Annotated in this window: 15 protein-coding genes; 9 read left to right on the forward strand and 6 right to left on the reverse strand. The window is 44.3% G+C overall.

Annotation, left to right across the window (positions count from 1 at the left end; translation table 11 throughout):
- Window positions 1–208 precede the first annotated feature (208 nt).
- Both LRP50_RS03965 and LRP50_RS03970 read right to left on the reverse strand, forming a co-directional pair.
- Entirely contained in the window at window positions 209–484 is a 276-nt protein-coding gene (locus LRP50_RS03965; protein WP_274163193.1) for an HlyU family transcriptional regulator, read from the reverse strand.
- A gap of 259 nt (window positions 485–743) precedes the next feature.
- Window positions 744–935 (reverse strand): hypothetical protein, encoded by a 192-nt coding sequence (locus LRP50_RS03970; protein WP_274163194.1) that lies wholly within the window; start codon window positions 933–935, stop codon window positions 744–746.
- A gap of 257 nt (window positions 936–1,192) precedes the next feature.
- On the opposite strand from LRP50_RS03970, the gene LRP50_RS03975 reads away from it, so the two are divergent.
- Window positions 1,193–2,128, forward strand: a complete 936-nt coding sequence (locus tag LRP50_RS03975; protein ID WP_420791180.1) for a hypothetical protein — start codon at window positions 1,193–1,195, stop codon at window positions 2,126–2,128.
- 499 nt (window positions 2,129–2,627) lie between these two features.
- Here LRP50_RS03975 and LRP50_RS03980 read toward each other — a convergent pair whose 3' ends face one another.
- Together LRP50_RS03980 and LRP50_RS03985 are read right to left on the reverse strand one after the other, a co-directional pair.
- Window positions 2,628–4,376, reverse strand: coding sequence for a bifunctional metallophosphatase/5'-nucleotidase (locus LRP50_RS03980; protein ID WP_274163195.1), 1,749 nt, complete (start codon window positions 4,374–4,376; stop codon window positions 2,628–2,630).
- A gap of 674 nt (window positions 4,377–5,050) precedes the next feature.
- Window positions 5,051–5,890, reverse strand: coding sequence for a pirin family protein (locus LRP50_RS03985; RefSeq protein WP_274163196.1), 840 nt, complete (start codon window positions 5,888–5,890; stop codon window positions 5,051–5,053).
- Between the two features lie 306 nt (window positions 5,891–6,196).
- Here LRP50_RS03985 and LRP50_RS03990 point away from each other — a divergent pair, with 306 nt between their 5' ends.
- The 6 genes from LRP50_RS03990 to LRP50_RS04015 all read left to right on the forward strand — a co-directional run bounded on the left by LRP50_RS03990 (window position 6,197) and on the right by LRP50_RS04015 (window position 10,124).
- Window positions 6,197–6,877, forward strand: coding sequence for a DUF4336 domain-containing protein (locus tag LRP50_RS03990; protein ID WP_274163197.1), 681 nt, complete (start codon window positions 6,197–6,199; stop codon window positions 6,875–6,877).
- 123 nt (window positions 6,878–7,000) lie between these two features.
- On the forward strand, window positions 7,001–7,924 hold the full coding sequence (locus LRP50_RS03995) for a polyprenyl-phosphate transporter (protein ID WP_274163198.1): 924 nt from the start codon (window positions 7,001–7,003) through the stop codon (window positions 7,922–7,924).
- Window positions 7,925–8,089: 165 nt separating this feature from the next.
- The gene (locus LRP50_RS04000) at window positions 8,090–8,542 is read left to right on the forward strand and encodes a hypothetical protein (RefSeq protein ID WP_274163199.1); all 453 of its coding nucleotides are present in this window, start codon (window positions 8,090–8,092) and stop codon (window positions 8,540–8,542) included.
- Window positions 8,539–9,123, forward strand: a complete 585-nt coding sequence (locus tag LRP50_RS04005) for an SCO family protein (protein ID WP_274163200.1) — start codon at window positions 8,539–8,541, stop codon at window positions 9,121–9,123. The genes LRP50_RS04000 and LRP50_RS04005 overlap by 4 nt, the downstream gene beginning before the upstream one ends.
- Before the next feature lie 99 nt (window positions 9,124–9,222).
- Complete coding sequence (locus tag LRP50_RS04010) at window positions 9,223–9,684, forward strand: copper chaperone PCu(A)C (protein WP_274163201.1); 462 nt, start codon at window positions 9,223–9,225, stop codon at window positions 9,682–9,684.
- 194 nt (window positions 9,685–9,878) lie between these two features.
- Window positions 9,879–10,124 carry an LPP leucine zipper domain-containing protein gene (locus LRP50_RS04015; protein WP_028022635.1) on the forward strand — a complete coding sequence of 82 codons (246 nt, stop codon included), beginning with the start codon at window positions 9,879–9,881 and terminating at the stop codon, window positions 10,122–10,124.
- 18 nt (window positions 10,125–10,142) lie between these two features.
- On the opposite strand, the gene LRP50_RS04020 is transcribed toward LRP50_RS04015, so the two are convergent.
- On the reverse strand, window positions 10,143–11,078 hold the full coding sequence (locus tag LRP50_RS04020) for a L,D-transpeptidase family protein (protein ID WP_274163281.1): 936 nt from the start codon (window positions 11,076–11,078) through the stop codon (window positions 10,143–10,145).
- A gap of 322 nt (window positions 11,079–11,400) precedes the next feature.
- Window positions 11,401–11,817, reverse strand: a complete 417-nt coding sequence (locus tag LRP50_RS04025) for a hypothetical protein (protein ID WP_274163202.1) — start codon at window positions 11,815–11,817, stop codon at window positions 11,401–11,403.
- Window positions 11,818–12,145: 328 nt separating this feature from the next.
- Between LRP50_RS04025 and msrP the strand changes: the two genes are divergently transcribed.
- Window positions 12,146–13,165, forward strand: coding sequence for a protein-methionine-sulfoxide reductase catalytic subunit MsrP (msrP, locus tag LRP50_RS04030; RefSeq protein ID WP_274163203.1), 1,020 nt, complete (start codon window positions 12,146–12,148; stop codon window positions 13,163–13,165).
- On the forward strand, window positions 13,162–13,782 hold the full coding sequence (gene msrQ / locus LRP50_RS04035) for a protein-methionine-sulfoxide reductase heme-binding subunit MsrQ (protein WP_274163204.1): 621 nt from the start codon (window positions 13,162–13,164) through the stop codon (window positions 13,780–13,782). The genes msrP and msrQ overlap by 4 nt, the downstream gene beginning before the upstream one ends.
- Window positions 13,783–13,800: the final 18 nt, after the last annotated feature.

Below are 13,800 nucleotides of genomic sequence, written 5' to 3' on the forward strand. Positions count from 1 at the left end.
ATTAAATCTTAATGACTTTTAGTAATAAAATAACGTTATTTATTTGTGGACAGAGGTCATACCTCCGCAGTAACGCTAATGTTAAACTACTGATTAAATGTAAATTTGGCTACGAACTCTCATGATCAAATGAACCATTCGGCCTGAATACGAACACTTGGTGTACTTTTTTACCTGAAGTGACGCAATTTGCGTTGATCTCGGTCACTTAGCTAAACATTCTTTCGCCCATTTGATCGATAAATAGTTGAGACTTTTTGATCATAAGGTCAGTTGCACCCGCTTCGCTTGGTAGCAGGTCAGATCGAATAAAATTGTGTGTTTTGATCTCACCGTCGAGTTCTTTGCTAATACGACCACAGATTCTGAACTGACCACCTTCAGACCTAGGCTCTGGATAGATTAAAAATCCCTTATACTCAGTCGGTTCAACTTGCTTACTTGTTTTTTCATTGTCACCAAACAGCCAGCTAAATAATCCCATTTAGTACTTCTCTTATTATTTACGGTATGACAAACATACTGACGAAGTGAGGCAATCTTGTCTAATGATTTCAGGACATAAGATGGATGTGAAATGACGGTGTCTATGGAGGAGTATAAGGCGGGGATTGCACCAGTGATTTAGCCAAGACAGAATAACCGTTGGCTATGAAAATCACTGTATCTATAAACAAAAAACGCCGGTTCATCACCAGCGTTTTATCAACCGAACTGAATATCTTAAAAAGTTGCAGTGAAAATTAACGGATTAGCCCGATATCGCGCTTAATGTGCTCTGGCAATTCATTAGTTGAACTAATCGCTTTGTTAACATCGTGTTTGCGCAGTACGTCCTTCGCATGGGCAATCAATCCTTTGAAAGTAACCGCATAGTTTTTTTGCACTTTTTCAACAGAAGTCATGGCCGGGCCAAAATCTACAAACTGCGTCATTATTGCCTCACTATGTGATTGTCTTTTCGAAACAAATAGTAATCAGGAATTGGTCATTTATGAAATGACATTATTTGCTAACTCGAATTAGTTTTACTAATGAATACGATTACTTACACCTGTACAGATCGCGCTATATAAAGGGATTAGGCTTTCTAGTGCTAATGAAACCATCCAGCTACGGATTAACTAATTTTATTTATCATTGCATTTTCATTCTGATAACATCCCTCTTTAACAACAACTCCGAGACTATTGTGCTCACATTCCTTAGTAAACACTCATCACTTCTGCTTTTGACGGCGGCACTCGTTGGTTTTGCGCTACCCACCTACTCTGCGGCGTCATTGCCCTACCTTCCTTATGTATTGTTTACTTTGATGCTATTTACACTAATAGGTATCGACCAACGCTCTCTGGTTAAAGCGTTTTTCAATCTCTCTGGGTGGGGGTATTCACTGATTCACGGGGGCGTTACCACGCTGGTCGTCTCTAGTGCTGCGATAGCATTTGGCGCTAGCACCGAACTGCTCTTGGCCGTGACGGCCGTTTGTGCCACGGGTAGTCTGTTTGCGACACCAGCGATTGTTCGCTCAATGGGATTCGAACCATTAACTGCCATGGCTTTCACGATAACCAGTACCTTGATGATGCCCGTCATCCTCTACGTTAATCTTGCTATATTCAGTGGAGACGAATTCTCGCTTGATTTACAAAGCTACTGTTTGAGGATGGTTATTTTCATCTTTGGTCCAATGGCAATGGCGTACTTCATTCACAAGAACGTTTCACGAAGCCACCTAACTCGTATCCACGGCAAACTCGCTCAGTTCACCATCATATTGGTGTTTAGTTTTCCATTTGGTCTATCTGGACAATTTCGCTTTCTTTGGAACAATGACCGGGATTTTGCCATCAGCATGTTACTTTTGGCATTGGGCATTTGTGTCTTGTTTTTTATTATTGGTTTGGCGTTTTACTGGCGTAAGGGGAAAGAGCAGGCTTATGTGGCTGCGATTACGTCGGGGAATAGAAATGTGTTGCTGACCTACTCTGTCGCTGGTGCTTTTCTGGGGCCGCTGTATTTACCCCTTATTGGCGCACTACAACTTCCCATATATTTACAACCCATAGTGGTCAAGTTTTTACTTAAGCAAACAACATCCAAAACGTGCAATTTAGAAGGAAAGTAGCTCAGGCTAACAGTGAATGACTGTTATCCGCTTCAGTGACCATGCACGGTTGATACTAGCCAGATATTACGTGATATATCCTGCGATAACGCGATGTCTAGCGTGGTGAGAGCAAGGCGCCATCAACCACTGACTACTGGCACAAAATAGACTAACGATAGCCATGCACTTATCCAAAAAGCGATCAATCCAAAGTCTAGCCAATCACGTTTCTCTATCATGATGTCATTCCTTTTTGTTGTATCTCTGCCTTAGTCCTTATATCGACAACTCAGTGATTTACTTGAATGAATTGTGAGCATAAGTATTGAGTCCTTCGCATTAAGTTTCTGCGCCTTCATTTCATAGACGGCAAAAACTCGCCATGTTTCCCAAACTATGCAATTTTTAGGCACATTTGTGATTTATATCAAAACAACCTGAAGATGCGGGATTCAAATGGATGCGAGCAGAACATAGCGGCGTGGATAGCCGCTAAGTCAACTGAATAGATGGTAGGTTATTCTGATGTACAAGCCGGACAGGGAACATAGCTCGCGCAAGTGGTAGGCATAATCACAAGGGATTCTTGCGTTCTCGCGTACTCTATAAAACTTTCTGACAAGGTGACGTCAATTGAATACGGAGGTTCTGCGAGATGTTTCAACGAATCATAACCCTCTTTGCCTTGTGAGGTATAAGCGGATGAAACGACGGTATAGATGCTTCCAGGTTCAATAGGCAGCCACGTGCCTTTTTCATCGCGATATTGAAGAAGTGTCATTCGCGAACCTTTCGGTTTCTCGCACTCATAGCGATACTTGAGTCCCGCCGTGTAAGGAAAACTTCCATCACCAGTGCCTTCAACATTGTTATTTGTTGCATTATCGATGGCACCTTCGAGTGCTTGCATCACTTGAAGTCCAGTCGGCTTATACAACATAAGATCAATAGCAAATGGTAATAGCCGCCCTGCCACCTCCGCAGCCGTAAGTTTACCTTGCTCTAAACTAACACGTACTCCACCAGCATTGTGAATGGCAAAATCCACCTGATGCCCCCGGTTTCGAGCCGCATGCAGAAAGCCTTCACACACTAGAGGTGCAATTTCGCTCCCGCCTTTCTCATCAGGAACCCGAATATGGCGCAAACGCGCAGGCAATTTAGTGACAACGTCACTCTTTAGTTTTTCTACCGCCGGCTTATAGCGCTCATTCAGTACGGATTTGATAGTTTCATCACCACGGCAATGAAGTACATTCGCTTGCTGGGCTAAATACTCTTTCGCTTGTGTAAAAGCTTCGGCAGGTAGACTCTGATCCCAAGACGCATCCATCGATAAACTGCGACCAAGCATCAGATAGTTACTGCCACTGTATTCTGACACTTTGCCTTGCGCATCTAACGTGACGTGCAACTTGCCCAGAGCAAATGCATGACAGCCCGCTTGAACCACCAGCGTATTCTGAATTAACCGCCCGTATGGCCCCATGTCTCCTAAGCCAAGGTTACTAAAATCCCCTTGCAGCACATGACTATGCCCGCCGACAATAACAGAAAGCCCGTCAACTTCTTCGGCCATTTTTAGGTCTTGTTCATATCCAAGATGACTCAGTAATATGATGTGATTCGTCCCAAGATGTTCCTTGATATGTGCGACGGTATCGAGAATGGTCTGTTTCGCATTCACAAATGGCGTATCCGCATCAGGCATGGCGATATCGGCCATCTTGTCGAGAGCAACACTGAACAGGGCAACGTGTTGGTCACCAAATTGCTTCAACATCACGCTAGCAATTTTGTGTAATGGATCAAAAGGAAGCAACTGGCGCTTTCCCTTCACAGGACAAAGCTTTTGATCACATTCATTGCTGACATCCCAATTTCCGGCAAGTAACGGGAAATTGATTTGGTCGAGAAAGCGCGACACGGAAGCATTGCCAAGATCTAGCTCGTGGTTGCCTAAAGCCATTGCATCCGGGCGAAGTAAATTGAGCATTGTGGCATTGGCTTCGCCTTTAAATAGGCTGTAATACAAGGTGCCTTGAAAACAATCCCCGGCATGAAGAAACAAGAAACCATCGGTTGTTGACTTAGCTTCTTCTTTAAATGCTTTAACAACTGAAGAAATACGAGCGAATCCGCCAACATTCGCGTAGATACGCTCATCGAGACCGGGTATTGCCAGTGACATAGGCGTCGGTTCGAAATGGGAGTGAGTATCATTGATGTGCGCGATAGCAAGCGTTATGGGCGTGAAGTTAGGCATGATTTCCTTTATGCATTTCACAAAACAAGAGTGTAACAAACTCTGAGTCTAGAGAACACACATCACAGTTTTGTTGCAATCGCTTGGCACTGCGCAGGTACTGCCAAAAGACCGTATCTATCCAGCATGCTGACGATGCAGAGTTCCAAGCCTTCCATTGCGGTCAATTTAAGTTAGCGTGAGCGACGTTTTTAAGGGAATTGAGGGTAACTAAAAGCAATAAATGAGAAGAATTTTAGGGACCCACCCAGCAACAGGCTGATCATTGCAGCATACCACCACTTCATTTCTTCACTGGAAAGGCTTTGAATATTAAAGAGAACAACATTTAGGCGATGCCACTTATGCGTTCGATAAGCATATTGAAAAGCACAACGCACCAGCATCACTAATCCTGTGACTAACAGAACTGTTTCAATCGCGTGTGCAATTACTGGGAGCAAACCATGTACCTAAACGTTTTCTTTAACCAAAGAAAATAGTACAAAAGGTCAGCGAATATTCAACGTTTTATTCACATTGATACCAGAGTTCGTGAAGTCAGATGAATAATCCAATTATATACACGAAGGTGCGCACCAATAATTTTTCAACTTATCTCAGGACGCGACAAACGTTACAATGATAAAAGGGGCAACACTGCTGCCCCTTCTCCGGCTTCGTCAATCTCATGCTTAGTCTGTTAATACGCCATTCTGATAGTCACGAACCGCTTGATTAATCTCATCCATTGAGTTCATGACAAACGGTCCATAGTGCACAACAGGCTCATCAATAGGTAGACCTGACAGAATCAACACACCAGCATCTTCTGAAGCCGTTAAGCCAAGTAAGTCGCCCGGCGAAAGCTGAACCATGTGCCCTTGATTGACCAGTTGATTTGCAATATCAACCGTTCCTTTATAGACATACATGTTGACCTGATAGTCTGTTGGCACCGTGAGGTTGCGTGCTTCACCTGCATCCGCTCGCCAATCTGCAATAAATGTTTCGACACCCGTCGATTGCAAAGGCCCAACTATCTCAGCACCGTCCTCAGTTGCTCGACCAGAAATTACACGAAGCAGATTCTTCTTCGTTCCGTACTCATTGATTTCGGGTGCTTGAAAATCATGATATTGCGCTGGATTCATCTTCTTAGCCGCTGGTAAGTTGATCCAAATTTGGAAGCCATGCAGCTCCCCATCATTCATGATAGGCATTTCACTATGAATAACGCCTTTGCCTGCAGACATCCACTGAGCGCCGCCGCTACTCAGTTCCCCTACATTACCCATATGGTCTTTATGCTGAAAATGCCCTTTCAACATGTAGGTCAGCGTTTCAATACCACGATGAGGATGTGGAGGGAAACCACCGATGTAATCATCCGGATTGTCGCTTTTCAATTCATCGATCATCAAGAAAGGGCTGAACTTAGCGTCGTTAAACCCATGCACACGACTAATTTTAACGCCGTCTCCATCTTTTGATGCGTGAGATCGAATAACGCGCAGTACTGTTCTGATATTCATAACTTTCTCCTTAGTTAGCGTTATTCTAGTGTGGAGTTACGCTAAGAAAAACTAGGCTAGGAGGAACAAGTTGTTCTGATTCTTCGAACAATCATTTTGCGCCAATCAAGATAAACAAAGAATATTGCTTCTCAACACTTAAATTATTTGCTGTTCCCACAAGAGCATCTTTGATACCTATACCCAAGTAACATCAAGATGCTTGGGTATGAACTCTACGCCCCAAAGTTATCGAACAAGCCAGAGCGCACTACATGGAAGCGATTAGTTAGCCAACGCAAAAAGTAATATTCAAGGATGAATTCAATGATCGAATGGAAAGCCAACCACCTATGGTATTACGACGATAGCTTCCGTTGTTTCGGCGTTGATATTGGACAACGTATGACGGTTATTCGCCTAGCCGATGGTGGGCTATTGGTGCATAATCCCTGCGAATTAACGGAATCACTCAAATCCCAAATTGATGCGCTTGGCATTGTGCGCTGTGTGACAACTGCTAACCACACCATGCATCAGCCTTTATCAGATTGGTGGCTAACGTATTCTGATGCGTATTTCTATTCCGCCCCAGATCTTGCCGCAAAACGTTCAGATATTGGATTTGATGGAGAGCTAACGTCTAAGTCTTCACCTCTTTGGCGAAACCAACTCTATCAAACAGTGTTACGCGGTAACAATCAGCGAGAGGACGTCGTGTTTTGTGACCCCGAAAGCCAAACACTTGTCATTGGGGAAAGCATAATACTTTTAAGCGGAGGTTCTGTTTTGCGCCAACTCGTGGGCAAATCAAGTGGGTGCCACACCCATGTTCGCGTTCCTTTTTACGAAAAGTATCGTGTCACCGACATCAAGCTCCTCAGGCGCTCACTTCAAGAAATTCTGACATGGCCATTTGATCATATCCTTCCTATTCATGGAGACCCTATTCAAGGTGACGGAAAGAAAAAGTTAGCGGCGGCATATAGCTGGGTCCTTAACCATTAACCATTAACCATTAACCATTAACCATTAACATCAATGAAATCACAACAAAGTAATTCATAGCCCTTTATATTCAAGTCGCTATAATTGGGCATAATTTTTCACCCGCATCAACAGAAGCAATTCATGAAACAGAATATACTAACCTTTTTCAAAGGAATGGCGATGGGAGCTGCAGACGTCGTTCCCGGCGTTTCAGGCGGTACAATCGCGTTCATTACTGGTATTTATGACACTCTTTTGGAGAGCATTCGTCGCGTCAACCCCTCCCTGTTCTCCCTATGGCGTAAAGAAGGCTTTGCCGCTGTTTGGAAGCACGTAAACGGTACATTTCTTTCTTCATTGCTAGCCGGTATTCTTACCGCAATCTTGACCTTAGCAAAAGCAGTTTCGTACGCGCTAACAGAGCACCCAATCGTTATCTGGTCATTCTTTTTTGGCCTAATCGTAGCATCCGCAATTCATATGATTAAGCAAGTCGAGCGTTGGTCAGTCAAAGAGATCCTCTTTGCAATTGTCGGCGCGGTATTTGCCTACAGCATCACCGTTGCGAATCCGGTATCAATGGAATTCAATATGCTGACGGTTTTCATTGCCGGTTCCATCGCTATCTGTGCGATGATCTTGCCAGGTATCTCCGGCAGCTTTATTTTGCTTCTTCTTGGGATGTACGGCCCCGTATTGGATGCCGTAAAGAGTCTGCAGATTCCTATTCTTGCTTTATTTGCGCTAGGCTGCTTAGTCGGCCTTCTTAGCTTCTCTCATGTATTGTCATGGTTGTTGCGCTGTTATCGCGGTTTCACTATCGCCTTTCTGACGGGTTTGCTGATTGGTGCCTTAGGAAAAGTTTGGCCTTGGAAAGAAGTCATCAGCTTCAGAACTAACTCTTCAGGTGAGCAAGTACCACTGATCGAGAAAGCGTTATCACCAATGGCATTTGAGTCTGTGACAGGTCAACCGTCGCTACTACCCATCGCTCTAGTCATGATGGTTGTAGGTTTTGGTCTGGTTCTTGGCTTAGAGAAAATATCTCAAAAACTCGAAGACTAATTATCATAGAGTTACGGTTTGCTATCAACGCAGCAAGCACAATTCAACGTTAAGGGGTTGCGCAGGCAACCCCTTTTCTTATCACTGATTTCAAGACCTTACTCACATAGCCCGACAGGATAAAGTGATACACTTTTTCATGTCTATTCCTCAAAAATGCTCATCATGAAAACCAGCTTTGTTATCGGTCGTCGATTCGTCGATATTATTTTTGTCATCGTTTTTCTCGCTATCGGCTACGTTTTTGCTGACCTTTTTATTTTTTCAACGTCGAGCAAAACCATAATTAACGAGGACCATTGCACGCTTGGCACCACGGCGTGTAACTTTCAATCTGCCAACGCGATCTTATCTACTGATAGCGTTAAACCCTTAGTGCCATCACAATTGGATGTGACTTTTTCAGATAGCAACGCTGCGCATCTGCTTCTTGCCTTAGAAGGTGTAGAAATGAACATGGGTGTATATAAGCTCAAATTGATGCGGTCTAAGAATAATCAATTCACCGGCAACGTGATGCTGCCTATTTGCATGGACGAAGAAATGACATGGCGAGGCACAATCAGTAGTCCGGACAACGACACCATTTTGCCCGTAGAAATAAGGATGAAGCGATGAAAACCAAAATCATCATACTGGCGCTAGCATTGATTGCGGGATTGGGCGCTCGGTATATGCTCGAACAAAACCAAACACCTGACATTGTCGTGGAGCTTGGCAAATTACAAAGTGGTGACCAAACCGTTCAACTTTTTGACACCACAGATGAAAGGCTACGCGTTCTCTATTTTGGCTATGCACATTGTCCAGACGTTTGCCCAACGTCGCTCGCTATTCTTTCGGCTGCTTTAAAGTCATTGCCCGAAGAAACATTAGCAGGCGTGCGCCCAATTTTCGTTACTCTCGACCCGAAAAGGGATGACGCAGATGTAGCGAAAGAATATGCAGGCTATTTCCACCCAATGCTTGAAGGCACCAGTGGGAGTGTGGAAGCCATTGATGCACTCGCTAAGAAATATGGCGTGCTTTACCAAATTACAGAGTTAGAAGACTCTGCAATGGAGTATGCCGTTGACCACAGTTCCTATTTCTATTTCCTAAAACCAGATGGTGAGCTCATTGAAAAGGTGCCACACACGCTAAACCCCAACATGGTGTCTGATGCTATCGAACGTTTAGGCCCGAGTGCTAAGCGTTAGTATCAAACACATTTTCCGTGCTCTTTATGAGTGACTCGCTGAGCCCGTGTGCCTGATGTGTATTTTTCCGAAAACCGAATGTTTGAAAAAGGAGTGTCGATGAGACCTGCCCCCCTGATATGTTCATTACTCGCTGGAGTATTCTCGTTCTCAGTCAATGCTGCTATTGAACTCACAGATCCTTATGCGCGAGCGACACCGCCAAGAGCCCCGAACAGCGCTGCATTTATGGTCATCAAGAACACAGGCTCCGAAACAGTCAGTTTGATCCGCGCAGAAACACCCGCGGCAAGAACCGTCGAACTTCATAACCATGTCATGGATGGAGGCATGATGAAAATGCGACAAGTTGATAGCATTGAAGTGCCCAGCCACGATAAAGCAACTCTAGAGCCCGGCGGTTTTCATATCATGTTGTTCGATCTCTCTACCCCATTAAAAGATGGCGAACGTCTTCCGTTAACATTGCACTTCTCGAATGGTACAGAGGTCACACAATTTATTCCTATTACGAAGGCAATGGTTGAATCAAAAATGAAACACGGCCACGATAGCCATTAGAAATTGCTAAAATTCTAAGTATTTATGCTGACGTGTGACTTAGATTTTTAGGCAGTATCAACATTGAGGCGTACATCAAATGTCATCTGGCGGCAGAATAGTGAATCGCAGTCTATGTTTATACTGCAACCAGTTATTCAACAGGTAAAAAGCAGTAAAAAAGGCAACCCAACAAAAACAATGAGGTTTTAACTATGAAAATTCGTCTTCTAGCGTTAGCAGCGATTGCATCCAGCGCAGTTCTAGCTGGTTGTTCAAACAACTCAGCGCTTGAGCAAAGTGTTGCAGATCTGTCATCTAAAGTAGATTCTCTTTCAAACCAAGTTTCTTCTCTACAAGGTGACGTCGCTGATGTAGCTGCTGCAACCGCTCTGTCTTATGACGAAGCAGCACGTGCGAATGAACGTATTGACAACATGGCGCAGTCTTACACCAAGTAAGCCGCTTTATAAGTCTCTCTATAATTCAGCGGCATCTTCGGATGCCGCTTCGCTTCCTAACTCAATTGGCATTCCTGACTGCACGGCGAGTGCGGCTCTATATCGACTCTCATTCATTTGATTACTTTTGAGCCAGAGCGACGTTCGCGTATCAGGCAGCGTTAACATTCGCGTTCCCGCTTGCGTTTCGTCTAGTGATAATGGTCGATGCGCTTCTACGTAAACGGCACCATCAGGCTCGTAGCTTGTTTTGACGGGTTCATTGATCACGCGAACTTTATCTCCCACCTTCACTTCATCGAATAGCCAAACAATATCTTCTGGTCTCATTCGAATACAACCTGAACTGACACGTAGCCCGATACCAAAATCCTTATTGGTTCCATGAATTAAATACGTGCCAGTTCCATAAGCCAACCTTAAAGCATGCGTGCCTAAAGGGTTTTCTGGCCCAGCAAGGACAACCTCTGGTAAAACAATGTTCTTTGTCTCAAGGTACTCTTTGCGAATACTTTCTGGTGGTGTCCATGTAGGGTTTTCACGTTTCTGGCTGATCTTGGTTTTCATGATCGGCGTGTCACGCCCTATCCGACCAATGCCAATAGGAAAAACATTCACTTTCCCTATCTCTGGCTCAAAGTAATACAAGCGTAATTCCGCAAGGTTAATCACCACGCCTTCGTAGTCCACATCTGGCAAAATGAGCTTTTGAGGGATAGTGACAAAAGTACCAGCATCAGGAAGATAAGGGTCAATGCCAGGGTTAGCGGAAAGTAACGCTAAAAAACCGACGTTATATTGCTTTGCGATTAACTCTAGATGCTCGCCCTGTTTAATAACGTGAATCGTATTCTCGCCAATTAGGCGGGTGTTTTCCTCTGGCCAATCATACTGGTTCGCATGAAGCGTCATCGGTAGGATGGCTGCACATAAATACAAAAAGGGTCGAAGCATCGAATTCATGAAACAAAAATCTCTAAGTCTGTGCAGCTATATAGCTGGAAAGGATGAGTGCTCATCGCTCAACGATAGATATATCAATTATATACCCACACCGAACAATCAGTTGCTAAGTCACCCTTTTACTAACCTGCAGTGTTGAATGAGAACGGCAGTAACATATCACGTCATCCCCACTGCACTTGCAACTGACCTCGCTTAAAAGCCAAACAAATGTCGATTTTATCTCGACACTGAAACATCAAGTAAAAAGCAGTTTCTAGGCACTTTGAGGCATAATGTAAGGCACAGTTTGAAAAAAGTGGCGGTATCCCAGTTAGAAATAGATACGCAAACCTAGCGAGCCTTCAAGTTTCAACGCTGAATCGTCCTGCCAATACCATGTAGTACCCGCTTCTCCGTAAAGTTCAATATTCCCTCGCCCCATAGGTGTCGCGGCGCCAACACCCACTCTTGGCCCCCATTTATGCGTAGAATCATCAATCCATTGAAATCCACCAAAGCCATACAAAGAAAGCGGCAAATATTCAGGCCGAGCCAACCAAGGGCCAATATCCCACATTCCATCAACAGCAGCGCCTTTCTCTTCAATCCCCAAAGAAATGCGCATAGCATCTTGTGACACTGTCACACCAGACATTGGTGTACCTAAAAATACCCCAGCAGAAAACCCCTGTGACGACGCTGACATTGCTGGCAACAATAGTGCAAGCCCAAAGAGATAACGTTTCATTTTAAATGTCCATTTCATGTGCCTTACTCAAACCAAAAGGCAACTAAATTCATAACGCTCGTGGGATATTAACACTTATCAGCATATTATCAGCGGCTATTGAGAAAAATGCTTTACTGGTTATAAAACAAACACTTCAACCGTGAAACCGCCGACAACCTTCACACCCTTTGCCTTCCGTCACAACTGCTATCATCCGCGCCACCTTTTTCTTCGTAGTACGTAAACTTATGAAAGAAAAATGTCGTTATATAGGTCTTTGTAGCAAGTGATAATTTTATCGTTCGTTATATAGCACCAAATTAATGCTGACCAATGGAGATCAACAATGCTGATTCGAGTGCCCAAGAAATCCGAAATTAAAGAGCATGAACTGACTCCAGAGTCCGTTTACCACTCTCGTAGAGACATATTGAAGAAGCTCGGTATCGTGACGGCGACATTGCCCTTTGCAGCGCAAAGCCAAGCCAACATCTTTGATATTTTTGGTGGTGATGACGAAAAGAAAGCTGATGTGATTTTCGAACGTTCTGCATTGACGGCAAAACCGAGTATTTATGGAGCAGATCTGCCTCTCACACCAGAAAAGAAAGTGCTTACCTATAACAACTTCTATGAGTTTGGTACGGGCAAAAACGATCCTGTCGAAAACAGCCAATCTTTTAGCGTTGACCCTTGGAAATTAGAAGTCACGGGGCTAGTCAATAATCCAATCTCGTTGACCTATGACGACCTCCTCAAACGTTTTACTCTTGAAGAGCGCCTATACCGCATGCGCTGTGTTGAAGCATGGTCAATGAATATCCCTTGGATTGGCTTTTCCTTGGGTGATCTAATTAGGGCAGCAGACCCACTCGGTAGCGCAAAATACGTGGCGTTCGAAACTCTCTATGACCCCAAACAAATGCCCGGTCAAGCATCACAGTTTGTTGGCGGCGGCATTGATTACCCTTACGTTGAAGGTTTGCGGCTAGATGAAGCCATGAACGACCTAACACTGCTTAGTGTCGGTCTCTACGGGCAAACGCTTGCACCTCAAAATGGTGCCCCAGTTCGGCTAGTCGTACCTTGGAAATACGGATTTAAAAGCATCAAATCGATTGTGAAGATTCATCTACTTGAGTCGCAACCTGCTACAACTTGGAATTTGTTAGCACGTCATGAATACGGATTCTACGCCAACGTGAACCCTCAAGTTGATCACCCGCGTTGGAGCCAAGGTTCTGAGCGATTTATAGGCGAAGGTTCGATCTTTAGCTCTCGTCGTCAACCTAGCACCATGTTCAACGGATACCAAGACGAAGTCGCAAGCCTTTATAAAGGGATGGATTTGAGGTCAAACTATTGAAGCCTCTGGCAGTAAAGCACATAGTTTGGGTTAAAGCGCTCATTCATATTGTCAGTTTGTTATTTTTCGCCAACCTGATTTGGCTGGTGTTAAACAATAAGTTTGGTGCAGATCCTGTTGATGGCATTACGCATTACACCGGTATCGCTGCGCTCAATACTTTGATCGTCACCATGTTCGTGAGTCCTATTGCCAGATATGCCAAGCAAGGTCTCTTGGTCCGCTGCCGACGCGTTGTCGGGCTGTATAGTTTCTTTTGGGCGACGCTACACCTGTTTACGTATCTCGCCCTCGATTTAACCTTCAGCTTTGCACTTTTAGGAAGTGAAATACTTAGTCGACCTTACCTCGCCGTAGGGGCGGTTTGCTGGGTTATTCTCTTTGCCCTAACGGTCACGTCGACAGCTCACATACAACGCAAAATGGGGGCAAAATGGCAAAAACTGCACCATTACGTCTATTTGGCGCTTGTCCTAGCACCAATCCATTTTTACTGGTCATCAAAGTCAGAGTTAATTGAGCCAACTATCTATTTTTTGTTGGCGATTTCATTACTCGCCGTTCGCTGGAAAACCCTTAAAAGAATTGTATTTCGACCTGCTCTCAAGCGCAGATAGCCTCACTTTTGAACGCTT

This window comes from Enterovibrio gelatinilyticus (assembly GCF_028683095.1).
Lineage (GTDB): Bacteria > Pseudomonadota > Gammaproteobacteria > Enterobacterales > Vibrionaceae > Enterovibrio > Enterovibrio gelatinilyticus.